The following is a 23307-nucleotide window of genomic DNA, read 5'->3' as shown; positions in this document are numbered from 1 at the left end:
GCATACTTTTTGAAACACCACCCATATTCTTACTCCTGACGCAGTCTTCCTGACCACGGTTTAATTCATTGATTGAATGATGTGTTTAATCCATATTTTCTAAAACCAGTGCAACACCTTGACCAACACCCACACACATGGTGCAGAGTGCATATTTGCCATTACGACGTTTTAATTCTTTCATGGCGGTAATCACCAAACGGGTGCCACTCATACCCAGCGGATGACCCAAAGCGATGGCACCGCCATTCGGGTTAATTCTGGAATCATCGTCTTGCAAGCCGAGTTCACGAATCACGGCCAGCGATTGCGCTGCAAATGCTTCATTTAGCTCAATCACGTCCATCTGCTCCAGACTCAGGCCAGTCTGTTTCAGCACTTTCTGTACCGCTGGAACCGGCCCAATACCCATATATTTAGCTTCGACACCGGCGCTGGCCATCCCGATCACTTTAGCTTTCGGGCTCAAACCATACTGCTCGGCAAACTGCTGATTCCCAAGTAATACGCAAGCCGCCCCGTCATTGACACCCGAAGCATTGCCAGCGGTGACTGAGCCGCCTTCTTTACGAAATGGGGTTTTTAAGGCGGCCAGATTATCCAGCGTCGTCTCTGCGCGCGGATGCTCATCTTGGGAAATGGTCAGAGTGCTTTTCTTCGGACCTTTGACCTCTACTGGCAGAATTTCTTCGGCAAAAATACCCTTCTGCTGGGCTACTGCGGTTTTCTGTTGGCTGTGATAGGCAAACAGGTCCTGGTCTGCACGGCTAATCTGATACTTTTCAGCGACGTTTTCGGCCGTTTCCGGCATGCTGTCAACGCCAAACTGTGCTTTAAATTTTGGGTTGATAAAACGCCAGCCAATGGTGGTGTCATAAATTTCAGGGGTACGGCTAAAGGCAGTCGTAGGTTTGGATTGCACGAAAGGCGCTCGGCTCATGGATTCTACGCCACCCGCCAAAACAAATTGTGCTTCACCCGATTTGATGGCACGTGCTCCCAGTCCAATGGCATCCAGACCTGAAGCACATAAGCGGTTCACGGTGAGCGCTGGAACAGATTCAGGCAACCCTGCGAGTAAAGCAGCCATACGCGCCACGTTGCGGTTATCTTCACCGGCCTGATTGGCACAGCCCAAGATCACTTCATCCAGTTCTGCCCATGGCAAGGCAGGATGCTGATCTTTCAGATATTGAATCGGTAGCGCTGCCAGATCATCAGCACGAATGCTGCTCAGTCCACCGGCATAGCGTCCGATCGAGGTGCGAATTCCATCAAAAATATAAACCTGTTCCATGATTCTTCCTTTTAGCCAGCAACGCGTAATGGTTGCTGCTGAGTTTTCTGTGCATGTCCCTGCACCGCTTTCTTTGCTAAATATATACTAGTTCTATAGCGGTCTTCACCATAAATACGATACATATTTTCTAAAATTTGTAAAATTGTGCAATATCCAATTTTATCTGCCCACTCGAATGGACCACAAGGATAATTCACGCCATATTTCATAGCAGAATCAATATCTTGCTCTGATGAAATATCATGCAATACCGCTTCACAGGCTTCATTCACTAACATGGCAATACTACGTATAACATAAAGACCGGGATGATCCTTAGACCAAATAGGTATCATATCCATACCTATGAGGAATAGCTCCACTGCCTGGCGCTGTTCAGTACTACATGCTGGTGATGCAACGACTGGAATTGCCTGGGCATTTGTCCAATCTGCATGCCAGTCCATCAACACTACAGGCTCATGCGGATAAGCCAGTTCAACCGACTCACCGAGCGATAATCGCAGGGAAAGATCACCAATCAGGATTTCATTCTGTTCTGCCGCCTGAAAAATGAGATCCACATGAGAGGCCTGTTTTAAACGTTCAATCAAGGCTAAGGAATGTCGCCATTCACCTTTTACCGTGACTTTGAGCTTATTCAGCGACTTGGCATAACACACTGGCAATTCATATACAGGCACAGGCTTGGACTGCGTGTAATCATAAAAACCCTGACCGGACTTGCGGCCATAACAGCCGGCATCGACCAGTTCTTTTTGAATCAAGGACGGGCGGTAGCGTGGCTCATAGAAAAATTCCTGATAGACACTTTGTGTGACCGAGAAATTCACATCCTGCCCAATCAGATCTGTAAGTTCACACGGCCCCATGGCAAAACGGCCACATTCGCGCATGATGTAATCGAGCTGTTCCGGGGTGGTGGCATTTTCCTGCAAGGCACGAAAGGCCTCGGCATAATAAGGTCGTGCGACACGATTGACGATAAAACCGGGGGTCGATTTGGCTCGCACCGGAACCTTGTTCCAGTCCTTCATCAGATCAAATACTGCATCGGCAATCGCTGCTGAGGTTTTCAGTCCGCGGATAATCTCGACCAGTTTCATCACCGGCGCCGGATTAAAGAAATGCAGACCAATCACTCGCTCGGGATGTGGAATCGCCGAGGCAATTGCGGTAATGGAAATTGAAGAAGTATTAGACGCAAAAATCGTCTGTTCCGGGCAAATGGCAGCCAGCTGTTGAAACAGGTTTTGCTTCACTTCTTTCTTTTCAACAATGGCTTCAATAATTAAGCCCGCATCGGCAAGCTGCTGAATGTCCTCTGCCACAATCAGATTGGCGAAGGTACTCTCCAGCAATTGCTGGGTCATTTTGCCATTTTGTACGCGCTTGCTCAGCTGCGCCTCTAAAGCAGTCAAGGCACTCTGAACTTTGCTGCGATCGAGATCAAACACATAGGTCGGATGCCCGTGCATGGCTGCCAGTTGTGCAATACCAATCCCCATGGTTCCAGCACCGACCACAGCAACTTTGACTTGTTCCAAATTGATCTGTTGCATGATTTAGCATCCTTTATATTCAGGGGTACGCTTCTGCATAAAGGCTTGTACACCTTCTTTATAGTCGCTTGAACGTCCAGCCAGACGTTGCAGGTCACGTTCCAGAATGAGCTGCTCATCCAGATTATTGTCGGCTGCGGCATGGATGGCTTTTTTGATCAGGGACAGACCATAGGTCGGTTGCTGTGCCAGATGCTCTGCCAGTTTTTTCGCTTCTGCTTGCAGTTGTTCATCTTCAACCACTTGCCAGATCATGCCCAGTTGTACTGCGCGCTCAGCCGGAATTTTATCGCCGAGCATGGCAAGGCCCATCGCCTGAGCACGCCCGACCAGACGCGGCAGGAACCAGGTACCGCCTGAATCTGGCACCAAGCCAAGACGGCAGAAGGCCTGAATAAAGGAAGCCGATTTTGCTGCCACCACAATGTCACAGGCCAGGGCAATATTGGCGCCTGCCCCTGCTGCCACACCATTCACCGCACAAATCACCGGTTTAGGCATTTCGGTAATCAGCTTGATCAGAGGGTTGTAATATTTTTCAATCGACAGACCTAAGTCCGGTGCATCGGCATTCGGATCGACCACACGGTCATTCAGATCCTGACCGGCACAGAAACCGCGGCCTTCGGCTGAGATCACTACGGCACGAATCTGGCTGTCTTTGGCCCAGGCCTTGATGACCTTGGAGACTTCCTGATGCATGGTTTCATTAAAGCTGTTGAGCTGTTTTGGACGGTTAAAGGTCAGGTAGCCCACTGCATTTTTTTCTTCGACAATAATTGTTTGATAATCCATTACATACCTCTAAATTCTGGTTTTCTTTTTTCTAAAAATGCATTGATGCCTTCCTGGCGATCTTGGGTCGCCGCCAGCCAGACAAAATGTTGACGTTCAAGTTTCAGTCCCTGACTTAAAGTCACTTCATGAATCGACTTTAAAGATTGCTTGATGGCACGAATGGCCAGCGGTGCCTGCTTGGCAATTTTTTCTGCCAGTTCCAGTGCGTATTGCACGGTCAGTCCTGCCGGACAAACCTGGCTACTAATGCCATGTTGCAAGGCTGTTTGTGCCGAAATCATTTCACCAGTCATGGCCCAGCGCATCTTTAATTGCTGACCGACCAGACGGGCCAGACGCTGGGTTCCACCGGCACCCGGCAACATACCTAAACCGATTTCAGGCAAGGCAAACTGGGCATTTTCTCCGGTCAGCACCATGTCACCATGCAAAGCCAACTCGAAACCTGCACCAAAAGCATAACCATTTACGGCCATGATTAAAGGCTTGGAAAATTCATCAATTTTTTTCCAGAGCAGTGGGCGTTGGTCTTGCTGGATGCTGACCACATCTAACTGCGCCAGCTCATTTAAATCAGCACCGGCAGCAAAGCATTGCGTATTTCCGGTGATGACCACGGCTTTCACAGCAGCATCTGTTTCCAAGTCCTGTAGACAGGCTGCAATGTTTTGCAAGGTGGCATTGTTTAAAGCATTGCGCTTTTCTGGACGATTTAGCTCGATCAGTACCACACCCGGCTTGGGTGAGCTGGTTTTAATGTAGGTCATCCTTGAACTCCTGCTATGCTCGCGGTGCTGTAAATTCAGCTTTTATTCATCAAAACTGAGTCGGACATTGGCCGTGGTTGGACGTGCCTGACAACTGAGCACATAGCCTTTCTGAATTTCATCTTCTTCCAGACTGTAATTCACCGCCATTTCAACCTGTCCCTCTAACACCTTACATTTACAGGTTGCACAGACGCCGCCCTTACAGGCATATGGCAGGTCTGCCCCAGCACGTAGCGCAGCATCTAAAATACTGTCGTCCTGTTTGGAGACTTCGATAATCAGCTCACGACCATCTAGAACAATATTGACGCGTTCTTCGCTACGGCTTTCCATCTGCTGGGCGGTTGCTTTCGGTGCAGTACCCGTATTGAAGCGTTCAGTGTGAATCTTGCTGCGCTGAATGCCCCAAGTCGGCAATACCGTTTCGACTGCTGTCATCATTTCTTCAGGACCACAGGCAAAACAGTGATCTGCTTCGGCTGAAATCAGATTGGCCTGAAATAACTGCTGCAATTTGTCTGCATCAATCCGACCATTAAAGATGTCACTGTCATTCAGTTCACGTGAAAAAATATTTACCAGTTGCAGACGTTCCTTAAAACGGTCTTTCAAGTCCATGATCTGTTCAGAGAACATGGTCTGTTTCCAGGAGCGGTTGCCATATACCAGAGTGAATGTTGCTTCCGCTTGACGGTTCAATACCGACTTTACAATCGATAAAATTGGCGTAATGCCACTGCCTGCTGCAAATCCTAGATAATTCTGGCCACCAGCCTTGGCGGCTTTCTGAAAAAACACCCCTTGCGGTGGCATGACTTCTAGTACATCGCCCGCTTTGAGATGCGCATTGGCCCAGGTTGAAAACTGACCCTGATCAATTTTTTTAATCGCAATACTCATGTCTTCCTGCGTATCACTGCAGATCGAGTAACAGCGGCGCAGCTCGCCGTCATCGGTTAAATGACGAATGGTCAGGTGCTGACCCGGCTGATATTGGAAAGCATCCAACTGCTCAGGCGCGAGATCAAAGGCAATGCAGATCGCCTGCTCGGTTTGTGGCTGAATCGATTTAATGGTTAATGGTATAAATTGGCTCATGGCAAAATCCTTCTTTTAGGTGGCGGTGTTCAGGCTTGTTATTGGTTTACCCTGCCCACCGCGCAATCGTTACAATCAAATACATTTGAAATAGTCAAAAGTTTCTAAGCAGTCCCGACATTGATATAAAGCTTTACAGGCGGTCGAACCGAATTCACTTAATAATTTGCTGTTGTTACTTAAGCACTGTGGACAGGTGATGCCATCGGTCAATGCCACATGCGTACCACAGCTATGTGACTGGCCTTGCGGCGGGGCAATACCATATTGCTGTAATTTGTGTTTGCCCGATTCACTCATCCAGTCCGTGGTCCAGGCTTGAGACAGGTCCACAATGACTTTGACCGGCGTCAAACCATTGGCCTCGAAAGCCTGGGTAATTTCTGCTTTTAATAAATCCGTGGCCGGACAGCCGCTATAGGTCGGCGTGAGTCGCACCACAATTTCATCCTGCTGATTCAGCTCGACGCCACGAATCATACCCAGATCAATCACTGACAATACCGGAATCTCTGGATCAGAAACTTGCTGTAAAACGTCCCAACATTGATCTTCTACGTGTCGAATCAGATTCATGCGACTCACTCCCTGTGATTGTGCCGAATTACCAGTTCATGTTTGGATATAAGCGCTGCATGTATTGCAGTTCAGCCAAAACAAAACCGAGATGTTCTGTATGTAAACCCTGTTTAGCCCCACTGCGATAAGCACCCAGCTCTGGCAGGCTTAATTCAAATCGCGCCAGCTCGGCTGTAATGGTCTCCAGCCACTGGACTTTTAAATTTTCAATCTCTGGAATGACACCGCTATCGACTAGTTGTTTTTCAGCTGCCGTCAGAACAAAAAGTTCTTCGGTAAAACGCCATAACTCGTTTAGACCTTGCTGGGTTTTTTCATGCGCTTCTGCGGTACCTAAACTTAAGCGTTCCATCCAGGTGGTGGAAAAACGCTGGTGATATTTCACTTCTTTGAGTGATTTCACTGCAAAGGCAGCCAACTCAGCATGCTGACTTTTAGTTAAAACACTAAATAATAAAGTGTGGTAGTGATCCATCAACCACTGGCGTACCAAAGTCTGGGCAAAATCACCATTCGGCTGTTCGCACAGCAGCAAATTACGGTATTCACGCTCGGTGCGGAAATAAGCCAGCTTGTCTTCATCACGACCCTGTCCTTCCACTTCACCCGCCAGACTGAGGGCAGTACGTGCCTGACCCAATAAATCCAGTCCAATATTGGCTAAGGCAATATCCAGCTCCAGTTCAGGTGCATGACCACACCACTCTGCCAAACGATGAGACAGGATCAGTTGACTGTCACCCACATGTAAAAGAAATTCTGCCAATACTTGATTTGTCATAATCTTCACCTTTCCCTTTACATGTGCTCGATGCCAGCTGGAATGTTATAAAAGGTTGGATGACGATAAACCTTGTCCAAAGCGGGTTCAAAAAACTCTGCTTTTTCATCTGGCTGGGAAGAGGTAATCAATTCAGATTTCACCACCCAGATACTGATGCCTTCATTGCGGCGGGTATATACATCGCGGGCATTTTGTAGTGCGACTTCCTCATCCGGCGCACGCAGGCTGCCGACATGACGGTGACTCAGACCCTGTTTACTACGCACAAACACTTCATAAAGTGACCAGTTATTTTTGTTATTCATGAGCAAATTTCCTTATATTGATCAAACTATTTTTTAAGCGACTTTTTGTGCTGCTGACTGTTGCTGCTGTTTCTGCTGTTTCTGCGCATAGACGGCTGCTGAATCACGTACCCACTTGCCGCCTTCCCAAGCTTTGCGGCGTGCTTCAATACGCTCATGGTTACACGGTCCCTTGCCTGCAAGAATCGCAAAAAACTCATCCCAATTGATTTCACCAAATTCGTAATGTCCGGTGGCTTCATTGAATTTGAGGTCTGGATCTGGAACGGTTAAACCCAGCTGCAAAACTTGCGACACGGTGTTATCGACAAATTTCTGACGTAGCTCATCGTTGCTGAATAATTTAATTTTCCACTGCATACTTTGTGCACTGTTCGGTGAATTATCATCACTTGGACCAAACATCATCAGTGCCGGCCACCAGAAACGGTTCACTGCATCCTGTGCCATCTGCTTTTGTTCCGGCGTACCATTGGCCAATTCCATCATGGCTTCAAAGCCCTGACGCTGATGGAAACTTTCTTCTTTACACACACGCACCATAGCGCGGGCATAAGGACCATAAGATGTACGGCACAGCGCAACCTGATTGACAATTGCTGCACCATCTACCAGCCAGCCAATCGCGGCAACATCGGCCCAGCTCAGGGTTGGATAGTTGAAAATTGAAGAATATTTCATGCGACCGGCAATCAGCTTATCCATCATGTCGTCACGATCGGCACCCAAGGTTTCTGCAGCACTGTACAGATACAAGGCATGACCGGCTTCGTCCTGAACTTTTGCCATCAGCACAGCTTTACGTTTTAAGGTCGGTGCACGGGTAATCCAGTTGCCTTCCGGCAACATGCCCACCACTTCAGAGTGTGCGTGCTGACCGATCTGACGAATCAAGGTCTTACGATAAGCATCCGGCATCCAGTCCTTCGGCTCTATAGAAATATCCTTTTCAATCTTTTGATCGAAGATTTGTTGTTGGTTATTCATTGTTCCCTCACTTATCCCAAGTGTTGATACACTCAAATTAAAACGATACGTAATTAAAATCAATATTTATTTATTGGTATCATTTAATTTTTATCACTTATTTTTAATAAATATTTGTTTTATATCATTTAATATTTTTTATTTTATTGTTACGCATTTTTAAACACAGATTTATGATTGACATTTTCACTTTTTCAACACAAATTATGAAACATCAAAATTAAAATACATCTCAAAACGTATCGTAAATGGAGTTTTTACAATGTTAGAGTTAGACAGCAGCTCAAGCACAATGGATTATCACAATACTGAATCGAGCCATAATCCTCTTGCCATCAAAAGCTTAGCTTCACTGGTGTACGGCCAGGAATACATAGCGCGAGCCGATTTACGTACGGTTTATCATGCCATTAGCGGTGAAGCGGTTTATCAAGTCGGCAGTCAGGGCATCGATACCCAAGCCGTGGTGAAGTATGCCAAACAAAAAGGCGCGGCTATTGCCACATGGACCTTCCATCAACGTGCCAATGCACTGAAGCAAGTGGCACAATATTTGATGGAACGCAAAGAAGACTTTTATGAACTTGCCAAAGCAACCGGCTGTACCCGTAAAGATGCCTGGATTGATGTTGAAGGTGGGATTGGCACCTTATATGCGTATTCAAGTTTGGTGCGTCGTGAACTGAGTGATGAAACAGCGCTAGTCGAAGATGCCTGGATTCCTCTTTCTAAGCAAGGTAGCTTTGGCGCGAAACATATTCTGACGCCTAAAGCCGGTGTCGCCGTGCATATCAATGCCTTTAACTTTCCGATCTGGGGCATGCTGGAGAAAATCGCTCCTACACTACTGGCAGGCGTACCCTGTATTGTCAAACCGGCGACCGAAGGTGCCGAGCTGACCCATGCCGTGGTCAAAGCCATTCATGAAAGCGGTTTCTTGCCAGAAGGTTCACTACAGCTCATTTGTGGACAGATCTATGATTTATTTGATCATTTAAATCCTCAAGATACGGTCACTTTTACCGGTTCTGCTTCAACAGGGCAAAAACTGCGTTCGCATCCACATTTAAATGCCTACTCGATTCCATTCACCATGGAGGCAGACTCGGTCAACAGTGCGATTTTAACAGCGCAAGCCAATGATGAAACGATTGATTTATTTGTCCGTGAAGTTTTCCGTGAAATGACCACTAAAGCTGGACAAAAATGTACTGCCATTCGTCGTGCCTTTGTGCCAGCCGAGATATTGGATACAGTACAAGACCGTCTGATTGCAAAACTGAAAAAAGTGGTTGTCGGTGATCCGGCTCAGGAAGGCGTAACGATGGGTGCTTTGGCCAGCGTCAAACAGAAATATGATGTCGCTGCAAAAGTTGAACAGCTCAGCCAGGATGCAGAGATCGTATTCGGTAGCCACTTGCGTCAGGACTTTAAGATTCAAGTACAAAATACGGAGACATCTGCATGCTATCCACCGACAGTTTTGCTATGTAAAGCACCGGCTCAGGCAGAAAATATTCATAAAATTGAAGCTTTTGGGCCTGTGGTCACTTTAATGCCATATACTGACCTGGCTCAGCTTGCTGACCTGGTGGCACGTGGCGAAGGTAGCCTGGTGGCCTCCATCGTACGCAATACCGATGAAAATATTGAACAACTGCTCAGCAAAATTGCGCCATGGCATGGTCGTGTCCATATTCTGGATGCTGAAAGTGCCAAAGAAAGTACCGGACATGGCTCTCCATTGCCTTTACTGGTGCATGGTGGACCGGGTCGTGCCGGTGGAGGTGAGGAACTCGGCGGCTTGCGCGCAGTCAAACATTATATGCAACGTACTGCGATTCAAGGCTCGCCAAATGCCATGACCCAGGTCGGCCATAGCTGGACGGCAGGCGCTCAGGTCTTTGAAGACCGTGTGCATCCTTTCAAAAAGTCATTTGATGAATTGCGTATCGGCGAGCGCTTGCTGACTGCACGACGTAGCGTGACTGAAGCCGATCTAGTGAATTTCGGCTGCCTGAGCGGTGATCACTTCTATGCGCATATGGACAAAATTGCTGCGGCAGAATCACTGTTTGGTGAGCGTGTCGCACATGGCTATTTCGTAGTATCCGCAGCTGCAGGTTTATTCGTTGATGCTGCTCCAGGCCCGGTCATTGCCAACTATGGCATGGACAACTTGCGCTTTGTAGAACCGGTAAAAATTGGCGATACCATTCAGGTAGAACTGACCTGTAAGCAGAAAACTCCAAAAGCACTGCGCGATCCGGCACAGAAACCACATGGTGTCGTGGTCTGGGATATTAAAGTGAAAAACCAGCGCAATGAACTGGTTGCAACCTACGATATTTTAACGCTGGTTGAACGTGGCTAAAAATTCATACCAAAAAAAGGAATCATTATGATTCCTTTTTTTTATCTTTAAAAATTATTTGTATCTATTTTTAAAAACAGATTGACGTCTATCTATTTAGCCTCTAGATTAATTAAATGCGATACAACATAAAAATAACAAGCAAATTAAAAGTATCAAATAAATATCTCAAACGATCAGCACAGGATGTTGCATGATGAATGATAAATCGCTGAACCTAGAAATGGTTGAAAGGACGATTCAACCAACAGATCAAAATTTTGAGCCTATACCGACAGAAACGGCCGTGCCGCTGTCTGAACAGATTGAACCGCCACCGGAAAGCAGCACCTATCAATGGTATGTGGTGGTCATTTGTATGGTGGCTTACATTCTGTCATTTGTAGACCGTCAAATTTTATCGCTCATGATTGAACCGATTAAAGCCGATTTAATGCTAAGCGATACCCAGTTTAGTCTATTGCAAGGTCTGGCCTTCTCCTTGTTTTATGCCATTATGGGTCTGCCCATCGCAGCATTGGCGGATCGAAAGTCCCGGATTAAAATCATTGCAACCGGGATTGCGTTTTGGAGTCTTGCCACAGCGGCTTGTGGTCTCAGTAAAAACTTTATTCAAATGTTTATTGCACGTTTGAGTGTGGGTGCCGGTGAAGCTGCGCTTTCCCCTGCCTTTTATTCAATCGTTGCCGATTTGTTTCCGAAAGATAAATTAGGCCGTGCACTCGGTGTATATGCGATTGGTGCCTTTATTGGTTCGGGCCTAGCTTTCCTGATTGGCGGCTATGTGATTGGCCTGCTAAAAGATGTCAGCTTCGTGGCTTTACCGCTCATTGGTGAAGTGAAAACCTGGCAACTTACCTTTATGATTGTGGGTCTACCGGGCGTATTGCTGGCCCTGCTCATGGTGCTGACGGTGCGTGAACCTGCACGTAAGGGTATGAAAGTCGGTCAAGATGGCCAAGTCATTAAAGCCTCTTTCAAAAATTCGATTGGTTTTATCAAGACACATAAAAAGACCTTCTTCTGTCATTTTATTGGCTTTTCTTTTTACACCATGATGCTGTATTCGCTGCTAGGCTGGGCACCTGCCTATTACATGCGTAATTTCGGTCTGGATGCGAGTCAAACCGGTTATATCCTCGGTACGATTATTCTAGTCGCGAATACTTCAGGTGCCTTGTTCTGTGGCTGGTTGATCGACTTCTTCTCGAAACGTGGCTATAGCGATGCTGCAATTCGTACCGGTGCGATTGGCTGTGCAGCGCTGATTATTCCGAGTGTGCTGTTTACTCAAGTCGATAATATGCAGCTTTCATTTGCGCTGATTTTTGTGGCGATGTTCTTCTCCACTTTCCCGATTCCTGCATCGGCTGCTGCTACGCAAATGCTGACACCGAATCAGCTACGCGCACAGGTATCTGCCAAATTCCTGCTGGTTTCAAACCTGATTGCCTTAGGCGTCGGAACCACCGCAGTGGCGTTAATCACGGATAAATATTTCCAGAATACCTTAATGGTTGGTAACTCAATCTCGATCGTCAATGCGATTGCCGGATTGATTGGTTGCTTCCTGTTGTACAAGGGCTGTCAGTATTATCGTGAGAGTATGAAAGTCGAAAAACTGGCGGACTAAAATGGCTGGATATTGCTAAACCTTCTTAATTTTCACTTTTAAAGGCCTTTAATCCACATTAAAGGCCTTTTTATATCAGCCCAAAAAGTTCAATTTTCAGGTACTCATCATTCAATTCCGATCCAGCCTAGACAGGCTGCCTAAAAAAACGTATAACACCGTTTTAAATTTACAGGTGTGCACCGTTGAAACTTGTGCTTGCTCCCATGGAAGGCTTAACCGATCCGATTATGCGTGATGTGCTGACATCCGTAGGTAGCTTTGACTGGTGTGTGACCGAGTTTATCCGTGTCACCGATTCCCTTCTGCCCGATCATATTTATCATACTTACTGCCCGGAACTGTTGAATGATGGCAAGACGGCGGCAGGTACACCGGTACATGTCCAATTCTTAGGAAATAATCCGGAGATGCTAGCAGCGAATGCCGCCAAAGTGGCAGCCATGGGCGCACCGGCAATTGACATGAATTTTGGCTGTCCGGCCAAAACCGTGAACCGTCATCGTGGTGGTTCAGTCCTGCTCGATGAACCCGAAGTCGTGCATGAGCTGGTTAAAGCCGTGCGTGATGCAGTGCCTGCGCATATTCCGGTTTCCGCCAAAATGCGTCTGGGTTATATGGACCGTAATTTCATGCTGGAAAATGCCCATGCCATTGAAGATGCAGGAGCAGCATGGGTTACCGTTCATGCACGCACCAAAGCCGATGGCTATACTCCGCCCGCATTCTGGGACCAGCTACAACCGATTCGTGAGACACTTAAGATCAATGTGATCGCCAATGGTGAAATCTGGAACAATGCCGATGCCAAACAGTGCCGTCTGGAATCCGGTTGCGAAGATCTGATGATTGGCCGTGGTGCAGTGACTACACCCGACCTGACCCAATGTATCCGTCAAAACTCGGATGCACCTTTGATGAACTGGAATGAACTACTGCAACTGCAAATTCGTTTTATCAACGGCCCAGCCAAAACTGAGATCGGGATGGTCGGCCGTTACAAGCAATGGCTGGGCATGATGTCGAAACATTATCCTGAAGCCAAAGCATTATGGGATGAAGTAAAACGGATTAAAGTTCTGGCCGAGATTACCGAAAAACTGAAAGCTTCAAATATTTAAAACTAAAAAGCCTTTGAATCATTCAAAGGCTTTTTTATGGGCTCGTAAAAGCTTATGACTGCTTAGGCTGTTTTGAATACCACTTCGAAATAAATCCAATCACAAAGTATGAATAGATTAGGGTGTGTTGACACTTTTAGCTTAAAAAAATAGCGAAGTAGTAAAATCAAATCGCCAAACACAATTTTACTATTCGCTATGCCTCGTACCATGCTGACAGATCAACACTGGCAAAAGTTGAAAGTTATTCTGCGTAATTTATCCATTCACCACAACTCAAATTTACGCAATTTTATTGAAGCTATTCTCTATAGAATTAGAACAGGCTGTCCGTGGCGAGATATTCCTTCCTGTTTTGGTCATTCAAACTCTATTTTCAAACGTTTTAATCGTTGGTCAAGCAGCGGTAAGTTACTTAGATTATTCAAATTACTAGCCTCATGCCCCGATATGGAGTGGATTTTTATTGATGGCTCTCATGTACGTGCTCATCAACATTCTGCCGGCATAGCGAATCAATCTATTTCTAAAAGTGTAGGAGGAAACTCCTCAAAAATACATTTGATTGTTGATGCATATGGCAATCCTATTGATTTCATGATTACCGATGGAACCACACATGATGTTAAAGTTGCACCTGATTTAATATCAACATTAGATTTAAAAGAGACAAAAGTGGTATGCGCAGATAAAGGCTATGATTCAGAACCACTGCGTGAACAGATCAGGAAAACAGGAACTAAAGCGAATATACCAAAGAAAACGAATAGCCAATCGAACAATGACCATATGGACTGGTATTTATATAAAATCAGGCATTTAGTTGAAAATATGTTTTGTAGATTAAAGCAATTTAGAGGAATAGCTACTCGATATGACAAGCTCAAAAGAAATTATCAAAGTTCTGTTGCTTTAGCCTGTATATTTTTATGGCTACCTTTATAGGGTTAATTATGAACAGTAAATGTCAACAGACCCTAATTTCTACTAGCAGAACATCCATATTCTAATTTTTCATTTGTTTTAAATTTTTAGATATTAAAGTTCTTTCATAAATCATTTTTTATAATCACTACAAAGGAAATACCCTCTCCTTGTAGGCATAGGTATCTACACATCTATGAGATACCTAATGCCATTGTGGCTATCTCATTGAGTTCATCTATTGAATATTCCGAGAGCAGTTGAAGAGTGTTCAGTAAAATCGAAAGCCCTGCCAATAAGGCAGGTGCACTTTCCAACCTACCTCTTTTCTGCTGCCGACCTGAAAGACGGGTGAGAAATACACGAATTTTCTGATGGTGTTCATCTTCAGAACGCTGGATTCGCCAAGTTAAAACACAAGCCATACAGCTAATCAGTAACCGCCTTAAAATGGCTTCAGGTCTGGTCTGAAGCCATGCTTCAATATCATGACCTGCCTGCTTGAGCAGCTTGAAATAGCATTCAATTGTCCAGCGCCAGTAATACCAGGTCGTCATCTCTACCGTAGTAATCTCTGATGGAACATTGCTGATTAGTGACCATCTTGCGACGGTCTTATCCTGATCATCTTTCACTACGGCAACAATTAATCTGGCTTCAATCGCACTCCCTGGCTGGGGAGCAACCCGTTGGCCTGAATCGTCATTTCTCTTCGGTTTTGCTGCACGTGTTATCCGGATAGCAGTTTCTCCCACATGCAACATATGCCGGTTTCCTTTATAGGCAATCGGCTGGACCTGCTGCGTTTCTACTCGTTCTGCGGCTTCTGCAACTTTGCATGTTTTGCCCTGATGCTCAATTCGATGGCCTTCTTTCGCCCGAATCAGCCATTTAAAACCCTGGCTGCTCATTTCCCTTAGGTGGGCAATGGAGTCACCTTCACGATCAATGATATGAACACATGTTTTCTCAATGGGATATTGTTCAATCACTTTGATTTGTTCGGTAAGTGAATCTAGATGAGATTTGCGCCCAGCAGAGTGTTGACTGAATGTGGAATAGCAGCCTGAGGCATCTGATAGTGTCTGCGCCAGTGGCGCAATAGGTAGTCCCGAGGCTGCATCAACCAGCAGACTGCTTTGCAATTCATAGCCTGAATCATATTGATGGGTTCTTTGCAGGCGCTGAATTTTATGATGGTGTTTCACATACTGTAGCTGAGACCAGTCATGAACAATCAATGCATATTGATGCGGTGATGCCTTGATCTGTTCACATGCAAGATGTTCAATTGGCTGGTTTAACTGACTAAAAGAGATTTTGTCATTATTCAGGAATCGCCAGACCGCTTGTGTGGTTGCGAAACTCGACTTTTGGGCAGAAGCCAGGTCTTTGATTGCCGGAGCAAGTGAAGCAAGAGGGTTCATATTGAGCTTTACAAGGCTGTTATAGCGCTTGACAAGACGCTGGTCCAGGCCAGAGATGTTAAATTGAAGAGCATGCTCTTCAATTTAACGCAAAGTTCAGGAATTGTGTAGATACCTATGCCTTGTAGGAGAGGGCGAGGGAGAGGTTTTTACCCCCCTCATCTCCTTGCTAAGCAGTGCTTCTTATCCCAGAGGGAGAAGGAACTTTTAATATTCATTTTAAAATGAATAGAACGATCATTTTTTTATTTATAAAAGAGATTTATGAATGCGTCCGCTCAATATTTAACAGGATTTCTTTTTTATCCAAACCACCGGCAAATCCTACCAGCTTGCCACTGCGACCAATCACCCGATGACAGGGTGCAATAATCGAAATCGGGTTTTTGCCATTGGCTGCACCCACGGCGCGTACAGCCTTGATATTACCTACCTGTTCAGCAATGTCGCGATAGCTTCGCGTTTGTCCGTAGGGAATATTCAGTAGCGCCTGCCAGACTTTTTTCTGAAAATCAGTACCGGCAAAGTCCAAAGGCAGGTCAAAAACATTGCGCTGACCGGCAAAATATTCCTGGAGCTGACGTCTGGTTTCAATCAAAACCGGATGCTGCGGATCTTCAACCAAGGTCGCCAGTTTCACCCGATTCGGCTGTTCACAGTCCCAAAGCACAGCCACCAGCGCGGTTTCATTCGCGACCAGTTGTAGCTGACCTACGGGAGAATCCATATAGAGATAACTTAAGTTCATGATGGCGCCCTGTCCCAATCACTGAGTTCATTTTCTATATTAACCCAGTTCACCGAGACAGGCAGAAACAAATTATGAAGAGGATACTTTCATCAGTACCAGACCGGAAATGATGAGTACGGCAGCCAGCATACGTAATGCTGTAGCAGGTTCACCCAGAACCCAAATACCGATGAGAAATGAACCCACTGCACCAATCCCGGTCCAGATCGTATAGGCTGTACCTAGCGGCAAAGTACGCATCGCATAAGCCAGTAAAGCAAAACTCAGTACCATGAAGACAATGGTAATAATACTTGGGGTGAGTCTGGTAAAACCTTCAGACAGCTTCATTGAATATGCCCAAACGATTTCAAAAATACCCGCAAGAATAAGTACAATCCAGACCATGCAGCCCTCCTCCTTTTATATAAGAATCAGGCCGTCCTGACGATTTTTCCTGTAAATTCCGATATGCAATTCACAAGGGAGGTCGTTCCTCCTAGGTGTAAAAATTTGATAAAACCACATTGCAGTAATCTGGCTATTTTTACAAAACATGACTTATCGAGATACAACTTAACTTTGCCTTACTCAAATCCTCACGACATTCATGGCTACTCTGGTTATGATAGATGTTGAAAATGCCAAGTCAGAAATAGTTCTAATAATCGGACAATTCATCCACAACAATTACATGAGAATGGGCTCAGAATATTAAGTTATACACATCAATTAAATTTAAACTATGTCTGGAGTAATTACATAATGAAACACAAATATGCGAGACATTGATCATTTTTTACTTGGTTAAATTATTAACTCTTGATTAACAAATAACCACTAAACACAAGGGTTATATGTAATAAAAAAGAACCCAATTTGAGTTCTTTTTATACAGATTTTGTCTAAATCGCAATCAATCAGGCTACAAACGATTACATTTTATGCAACATATCCATATGGTTATCAACATAGATATCTACACACTTATCCATAAAGTTATCCACATATTTATGCACTTATGAGTTTTTAACGATTACAATTGAACCTGTCCCACTCTCGCTAATTCCGCACGCATTTCATCAATCACAGCTTTATAATCCAGCTTACCAAAAATAGCTGAACCCGCCACAAACATATCGGCACCCGCTTCGGCAATTTCACGAATATTGCTTGGCGTAACACCACCATCAACTTCCAGACGAATATCACGACCTGAAGCATCAATCAGTTTGCGTGCCTGACGCAATTTATCCAAAGTCATTGGAATAAATTTCTGTCCGCCAAAACCCGGGTTCACGCTCATGAGCAAAATTTGATCGACTTTATCCAGTACATAATCCAGATAATGCAGTGGCGTTGCTGGGTTAAATACTAGACCCGCTTTGGCGCCACCTGATTTGATCAACTGTATAGAACGGTCAATATGATCAGACGCTTCCGGATGGAAAGTAATGATATCAGCACCCGCTTCAAGGAAATCTCCGATCATGCGATCCACCGGCTTAACCATCAAATGCACATCAATGGGCGCCTTGATCCCATAATTTTTCAAGGCCTTACAAACACCTGCACCAAAAGTCAGGTTCGGTACATAATGGTTGTCCATGACATCAAAATGAACAACGTCTGCACCTGCTTCCAACACATTCTCGACTTCTTCACCTAAACGGGCAAAGTCAGCAGATAAAATAGAAGGGGCAATTAAATAAGGCTTGGACATGGGAGAACCTGGCTTGTTGAAATTGGATTTTTCCCATTATATCAAATCCGCTCCGGCTACTGTGATTCGATGTTGCAAGATTAAAACGCTGTGTAACGCTTTGAGGCTTATGCCGGCATCACCGCTTGGTTTAAAGTGCAGGATAATGATGAATAGTGTAGAAGACTGATGAAAAGTATTGCCCATATCCAGACGCAACAAGCTTCACGAATTGCCAAACGCCTGGCCAATCACTGGAAACATAAATTTAATATTGATGAAACCGAACAAAATTTCCTGATTTATTTTCCAAGTGCGGAAGTGAACCTGATCCCAGAGGCAGATCATCTTACCGTAACGATTCAGAGCAATGCTGATTCCACTGACCTGAATAAACTCGAAAATGTGGTTCTGGATCATCTGATCCGTATGGGACAGGAACATCTGACTGCCGACTGGCAAAGATAGGGACTAAAAAGCCTTGATGATCAAGACATAGCAATGATCAGAAACTAAATACGATGATTCGCTTGTTCATTAAAGGCATGAATACGCTGAATCCTTTTATCCAGTTCGGGATGTGATTCCAGATATTTTTTAAACTTCCCGATCAGGCGAATCCATTTCAGTTCGGTTTCTGTCAGATGCCGGTCTTTTCCATCGATATTGAGAGTGAAATTTTTCATTTTTAAGGTTTGTGATTCCTCTGCCAGTATTCTGGCATTTTCCACCCGCTGCAAAAAATTAGACAAGTGAATACTGGAAATCTGCTGTTGATGCCAATGCTGCATGGCATAGTCATCGGCATCCAGTTCAATCGCCTGCGAATATCCGGCATCGGTCAGGACCACTACATATGCGGTGACCACATCACTTAAATCTCCAGTTACAAAGGCAAACAGTCCCGCCACACCCAGATTAGAAATCACTTTTTGCATGCTGTGCTTCTGTACCAGATGGCCTTGTTCGTGGGCCAGTACTGCGAGGACTTCCTCATCAGTGCCGCTGATTTTCACCAGTTCATCAGTCACAATAATGGTGTTATTCGGGATGGCTGCGGCATTCATGCCCATGCTTGATCCACCTTGACGGAAAATAATTTTTGCAGGTTTTCCTACAGCAATCTTTTGTTCATACAAAGTTTTTAATCGCATCTGCTGTTCTTCCGGTAGTGTACTTGGTTGGGTCTGGGCAATTAACTGCTGCTCTGTCCGGTTGCCTACTTCAACCAGAGTCTGCTCCGGAAGGAATTTTGCCAGCTGTTTGGCACTATAAGGAATCCCCCATTTTAAAATCACAATCACTGCACTAATCTCGATGATCATGGAAAAGAAAATCAGGATCGGTGAACGTTCAAACTTCCAGATTGCATGATAAATATCTTTATGTTTAATCCCGAGCCAATGTGGCGCTTTGCTTAAAAACTCAATCCGACGCTCTTCAGGCAGCTCAATAATCGGTTTACGACCACCGACACCACCAATGTAGGCCATGTCCGGATAAGAAAAATAAAAATCTGCAGCGCTAACTTGTACTGGAACATCCTCATCAAGTTTCAAGACAATCCCTTGTTGCTGATCCGGTACAATCCAGGCACAACGGGCTTCAGCGAGAATTCCATCATAAAACTTAACTTCGATAGGTCGTTTCATCACATTTACTCCTATAGCGACGCATCGAAATCAAATACGTTCAGGATTTCATCGGCCAAAGCACTCGGGTCAGGTTGCAAGATATGCTCAAGATTGGTTTCATCTTCAGCCACATATAGTTCTAAGTGTTTTAACTGATATTCATATAAACGGATGGCAGCCCAAGGCGTCATTAAGCCCAGACTAAGAACACGCACTATCCAGTTGCTCAGCACAATCCAGCTATAACGCCAGGTAGTTACCCGTGTTTTAAAGTAACTTTGACCAAGCTCCACATGATTCCAGGTAATGAGGTATAAACGTGCAGAAATGACCGGCCAGACCAGCGCCAGACAAAGCAGATAGCTAAGCAGTAAACCCAGACTAAACAAATTGGTTCCAATCCGGTCCACCCAGTACACTACTGCTGCAAGCCAGCCAATACCAACCAGCAGGCAAACACCCAAGGGCAGATAAACGGCAGACATAAACTTGGACCAGTTAATATTCAGCTTGAATTGCAACTGACCAATCGATAAATGATTAAAGCAATAGCGTTTATAGAGCCAGATCATCACCGGACTAAACAGCAGCAAAGTAAAGATATTGAGCAGGATGGCTAGAAATAAGACCCTATAAGCCTCGCGGTTGCTGCCATTAAAATAAAAGCGCACATTGCCATATTTGCTATTTCGGGCCTTGAATTTCAGGGTCATCCGAATGAGCCAGGGCAAACACAGCGCAGCGACCATCAATAAAGAGCTGGTAGCAAGGATTGAGTAGTTGGTCAGTACGACGGTAACCAGATACAGTTCCAGTGCAAACAGACGACCCAGCAAGATCCGGCTGGGCATGGCCACAAAGTCGAAGCGATGGTTTAAAAATTGGGTATTGCCGTAGAAATAACGCATACGGCGTGCCTTGGCCCAAGGGCTGTACAAGGTCAATGTCACTATGGTCAGCATCAGATTCACCATCCAGATACCAAAATATTCGGATGCACTGCCATGAAATCTGAATCCATATCGCTGATATTTCGGTCTGACCGAAGGCGTGGCTTCAGTCGAAAAACTTGAAGCAGCTGGAAATAATGACTCACTGACACGAATACCGTCTGCTGTCTGCTGCATGACGACCCCAATTTTTTATACTTTTATACATCTGATATTAAAAGAAAAACCCCCAGAATGTAAAAACATTTTGGAGGTTTTTTAATCTTTTTGGCTTTGCTACATATCTGCAGTCCTACTTTAAGGATTTAACTGCACGGCATGGAATTGCAAATGATCATCTACGAAACTTTGAATAAAGTAATAACCATGATCATAGCCCTGATGTTCACGCAAAGTTAGCGGCTGGTTGACGGCATCACAAGCTTGCTGAAACAAGGCTGGATTAAGCTGACTATAGAACTGATCCGAAAAACCCTGATCAATCAGGATATCGCTAAATAAGGCGCCCTTTTCCTGAACCAAAGCGGTTGCATCATGTTCGAGCCATTCCTCTTTCTCAGTACCCAGATAATTCGAGAATGCTTTGTCGCCCCAAGGACACTGGCTCGGGGCACAAATCGGTGCAAAGGCTGAAACAGATTTGAATTTTTCTGGATATTTAAATGCCAGAGTCAATGCGCCATGACCGCCCATAGAGTGGCCAAAGATGCCGATCTTGCCGGGATGGATCACGAATTCCTCAGTGACCAGTGCGTAAAGCTCATCGACAATAAAGCTTTCCATCTGATAGTGTTCAGCCCATGGTGCCTGGGTAGCATTGATATAAAAACCCGCACCCTGACCGATATCCCAGTTGTCGCCTTCTGCCACACCTTCGCCACGCGGCGAAGTATCTGGTGTAATCAGGATCAAGCCAAGCTGTGCCGCCAGACGCTGTGCATGTGCCTTGATGGCAAAGGTTTCTTCAGTACAGGTCAAACCTGCCAGATAGAATAATGCAGGACAGCTGTGGCCCTCTAAAGCTTGAGGCGGCAGAAAAATGCCAAACTTGGTCGGGGATTTAAGATAGCGCGAATCAAAACGATAAATGCGCTGTTCACCTTCAAAGCTTCTATTGTTCTGTATAAGTTTCATGGCTATTCCTTATTATTGCAACCGGTCTGTGGATGACATTGATCTAGGGAGATGATGTCGCCGTAGTGGTCTGTGGAAATAAACGTTGCTCCAGTTGCGGCAACATCAATTCCATATTCTTACCAATCACCCATTGCGGTTCTGATGGCTCAAAACCTTGAGCTGATTCCCATTTTGCTACGGTATCTGTGGCCTGTGCGAAAGCGCTTTGCAAGCTGCTATTTTCACGCATGGCTTCATCAAAGAACGCACGACCAAAATAGGTATAATCCGCTTCATTCGAACAGCCAAAAGACTGCCGATCAGCTGCCGAAGCCGTAATCACCAAGGTATTGTCATTCTGTAAAGCAGAAGCAAAACTGCCTGAAAAACAGGCCGAGATTACGATCACGCGCCAACGTATGCCTGATGCATCTAGTGTTTCACGCAACCATTTTGGATCAACCTGCGCCAGATCCAGTGGGGCATTTTCCATTTCAAATACATTCGGCAAACCGTGAGAGGTCATATATAAAAATAATACGTCACTTTCACGGTTCATCTGCTGCCCCATACGGCGCAATGTCAGCTCCATACTGGTTTTGGAAGCAATCGGCATAGTGGTACGTGTCGCTGGGTGATTGACCAAGGCAATCGATCGGCCAAAAGTACCAAAACGGGTATCAAACTGCTCTTTAATCCGCTCAACTTCAGAATGGAATACATCCTGATAGCTCGCTCCGGCTACCCCCATGAAATACCAGTGTGACTGTGCAAATTCACCATACTCGATATTTTCCAGCGCTTTATTCAGCAAAGTTGGCTGGGCATAGAAAGCATCTTCGGCAAAACTCGGTGGAATTTCTTCGACTTTCCAGATCGGCTGATCTTTGACTGAAATCTGCCAAACTACTAGCGTAAACAAAGTCGCCAGCATAATCAGCGCACGTTCCCACCACGGCCATTTTAATTCATGTGAAATCACCCAGACCACTGCCAGACTTTGCCAGACAAACAGCATGACAAAGAGCGTTGGAATATAGTCGTAAAGGATATAAGGCAGATAATCCAGATCACCCAGATACTGAATCAGACACTGGAACAGCATGATATGGGTATCTAACACCAACCATAACAAGGCTGGCACCAGCATCAAGCGTGGATTATTGACCCGTTGCGAAAGAAAAATACCGACAATCAGGGCAATGAAAGGCCAAAGCGCATAACTGATCAGACCTTGAGAGTTAAAATCTCCCATACGGCCTGAACTGAGCCAGCTAAACAAACTGTTGGCGCAGCCCCCCAAGATCCCCCAAAACACCAGTTGCATGATGGACGGACGGACCAGTTGTAAAGAACGCCTCGACCCCAGAAATAACCACATCCCGGCAATTTGGTTGCTCTTAAAATCGTGCCAAAAATTAATGGAGGGTTTAAAGTCGATCATAGGATTTCAAGGAGATGAGTGGCTCGCTAATGTGCTGAATAAGTTTATGCTTGATAAGCATTTAATCAA

Annotated in this window: 22 protein-coding genes; 5 read left to right on the top strand and 17 right to left on the bottom strand. The window is 45.3% G+C overall.

All coding sequences use genetic code 11. From position 1 onward, the window contains the following. Positions 1-85: 85 nt before the first annotated feature. The 9 genes from pcaF to paaA form a co-directional block, all read right to left on the bottom strand. Positions 86-1297: a 3-oxoadipyl-CoA thiolase gene (gene pcaF, locus F893_RS05735; RefSeq protein ID WP_005251055.1), complete on the bottom strand. Its 1212-nt coding sequence runs from the start codon at positions 1295-1297 to the stop codon at positions 86-88. An 11-nt stretch (positions 1298-1308) separates the two neighbouring features. Then, positions 1309-2862, bottom strand: coding sequence for a 3-hydroxyacyl-CoA dehydrogenase (locus F893_RS05730; protein WP_005251054.1), 1554 nt, complete (start codon positions 2860-2862; stop codon positions 1309-1311). 3 nt (positions 2863-2865) lie between these two features. After that, positions 2866-3657, bottom strand: a complete 792-nt coding sequence (paaG, locus tag F893_RS05725; protein WP_005247159.1) for a 2-(1,2-epoxy-1,2-dihydrophenyl)acetyl-CoA isomerase PaaG — start codon at positions 3655-3657, stop codon at positions 2866-2868. Beyond that, a complete protein-coding gene (locus F893_RS05720) occupies positions 3657-4427 on the bottom strand; it encodes an enoyl-CoA hydratase-related protein (protein WP_005251052.1) in 771 nt (256 codons plus the stop codon). Before F893_RS05720 ends, paaG begins: the two co-directional genes overlap by 1 nt. A 42-nt stretch (positions 4428-4469) precedes the next feature. Continuing rightward, positions 4470-5528, bottom strand: coding sequence for a 1,2-phenylacetyl-CoA epoxidase subunit PaaE (paaE, locus tag F893_RS05715; RefSeq protein WP_005251045.1), 1059 nt, complete (start codon positions 5526-5528; stop codon positions 4470-4472). Between the two features lie 75 nt (positions 5529-5603). After that, entirely contained in the window at positions 5604-6104 is a 501-nt protein-coding gene (paaD, locus tag F893_RS05710; protein ID WP_005247163.1) for a 1,2-phenylacetyl-CoA epoxidase subunit PaaD, read from the bottom strand. 28 nt (positions 6105-6132) lie between these two features. Then, positions 6133-6888: a 1,2-phenylacetyl-CoA epoxidase subunit PaaC gene (gene paaC / locus F893_RS05705; protein ID WP_005251043.1), complete on the bottom strand. Its 756-nt coding sequence runs from the start codon at positions 6886-6888 to the stop codon at positions 6133-6135. 17 nt (positions 6889-6905) lie between these two features. Continuing rightward, positions 6906-7196 (bottom strand): 1,2-phenylacetyl-CoA epoxidase subunit PaaB, encoded by a 291-nt coding sequence (gene paaB / locus F893_RS05700; protein WP_004279183.1) that lies wholly within the window; start codon positions 7194-7196, stop codon positions 6906-6908. Between the two features lie 33 nt (positions 7197-7229). After that, positions 7230-8183 carry a 1,2-phenylacetyl-CoA epoxidase subunit PaaA gene (paaA, locus tag F893_RS05695; RefSeq protein WP_005251042.1) on the bottom strand — a complete coding sequence of 318 codons (954 nt, stop codon included), beginning with the start codon at positions 8181-8183 and terminating at the stop codon, positions 7230-7232. 262 nt (positions 8184-8445) lie between these two features. Between paaA and paaZ the strand changes: the two genes are divergently transcribed. From paaZ to F893_RS05675, 4 genes are all read left to right on the top strand, one after another. Beyond that, entirely contained in the window at positions 8446-10557 is a 2112-nt protein-coding gene (gene paaZ, locus F893_RS05690) for a phenylacetic acid degradation bifunctional protein PaaZ (protein WP_005251041.1), read from the top strand. A gap of 193 nt (positions 10558-10750) precedes the next feature. After that, on the top strand, positions 10751-12190 hold the full coding sequence (locus F893_RS05685) for a spinster family MFS transporter (RefSeq protein WP_005251040.1): 1440 nt from the start codon (positions 10751-10753) through the stop codon (positions 12188-12190). A gap of 185 nt (positions 12191-12375) precedes the next feature. Continuing rightward, complete coding sequence (locus tag F893_RS05680; RefSeq protein ID WP_005251039.1) at positions 12376-13311, top strand: tRNA-dihydrouridine synthase; 936 nt, start codon at positions 12376-12378, stop codon at positions 13309-13311. A 198-nt stretch (positions 13312-13509) separates the two neighbouring features. Continuing rightward, positions 13510-14256, top strand: a complete 747-nt coding sequence (locus F893_RS05675) for an IS5-like element ISAba31 family transposase (RefSeq protein WP_005251038.1) — start codon at positions 13510-13512, stop codon at positions 14254-14256. Positions 14257-14429: 173 nt separating this feature from the next. Here the strand turns inward: F893_RS05675 and F893_RS05670 are convergent, their stop codons facing one another. The 4 genes from F893_RS05670 to rpe form a co-directional block, all read right to left on the bottom strand. Further along, positions 14430-15662: a transposase gene (locus tag F893_RS05670; RefSeq protein ID WP_004730312.1), complete on the bottom strand. Its 1233-nt coding sequence runs from the start codon at positions 15660-15662 to the stop codon at positions 14430-14432. A 262-nt stretch (positions 15663-15924) separates the two neighbouring features. Continuing rightward, positions 15925-16410, bottom strand: a complete 486-nt coding sequence (locus tag F893_RS05665) for a methylated-DNA--[protein]-cysteine S-methyltransferase (RefSeq protein ID WP_004279178.1) — start codon at positions 16408-16410, stop codon at positions 15925-15927. A gap of 72 nt (positions 16411-16482) precedes the next feature. Continuing rightward, a complete protein-coding gene (locus F893_RS05660) occupies positions 16483-16800 on the bottom strand; it encodes a DMT family transporter (protein ID WP_005251037.1) in 318 nt (105 codons plus the stop codon). A 628-nt stretch (positions 16801-17428) separates the two neighbouring features. Next, positions 17429-18115 (bottom strand): ribulose-phosphate 3-epimerase, encoded by a 687-nt coding sequence (gene rpe, locus F893_RS05655; RefSeq protein ID WP_005251036.1) that lies wholly within the window; start codon positions 18113-18115, stop codon positions 17429-17431. 168 nt (positions 18116-18283) lie between these two features. On the opposite strand from rpe, the gene F893_RS05650 reads away from it, so the two are divergent. Next, positions 18284-18562: a DUF2218 domain-containing protein gene (locus F893_RS05650; RefSeq protein ID WP_005251035.1), complete on the top strand. Its 279-nt coding sequence runs from the start codon at positions 18284-18286 to the stop codon at positions 18560-18562. A 44-nt stretch (positions 18563-18606) separates the two neighbouring features. On the opposite strand, the gene F893_RS05645 is transcribed toward F893_RS05650, so the two are convergent. The 4 genes from F893_RS05645 to F893_RS05630 form a co-directional block, all read right to left on the bottom strand. Then, positions 18607-19746 carry a M48 family metallopeptidase gene (locus tag F893_RS05645; RefSeq protein ID WP_005251034.1) on the bottom strand — a complete coding sequence of 380 codons (1140 nt, stop codon included), beginning with the start codon at positions 19744-19746 and terminating at the stop codon, positions 18607-18609. Between the two features lie 11 nt (positions 19747-19757). Next, the gene (locus F893_RS05640; RefSeq protein WP_004279171.1) at positions 19758-20855 is read right to left on the bottom strand and encodes a YjgN family protein; all 1098 of its coding nucleotides are present in this window, start codon (positions 20853-20855) and stop codon (positions 19758-19760) included. A gap of 120 nt (positions 20856-20975) precedes the next feature. Continuing rightward, positions 20976-21812: an S-formylglutathione hydrolase gene (fghA, locus tag F893_RS05635; protein ID WP_004279170.1), complete on the bottom strand. Its 837-nt coding sequence runs from the start codon at positions 21810-21812 to the stop codon at positions 20976-20978. Between the two features lie 43 nt (positions 21813-21855). Further along, positions 21856-23238 carry a C13 family peptidase gene (locus F893_RS05630; protein ID WP_004279169.1) on the bottom strand — a complete coding sequence of 461 codons (1383 nt, stop codon included), beginning with the start codon at positions 23236-23238 and terminating at the stop codon, positions 21856-21858. Positions 23239-23307 lie beyond the last annotated feature (69 nt).

The sequence above is a fragment of the Acinetobacter sp. CIP 102136 genome, assembly GCF_000369685.1.
Lineage (GTDB): Bacteria > Pseudomonadota > Gammaproteobacteria > Pseudomonadales > Moraxellaceae > Acinetobacter > Acinetobacter fasciculus.
This window is presented reverse-complemented; position numbering and strand designations above follow the sequence as displayed.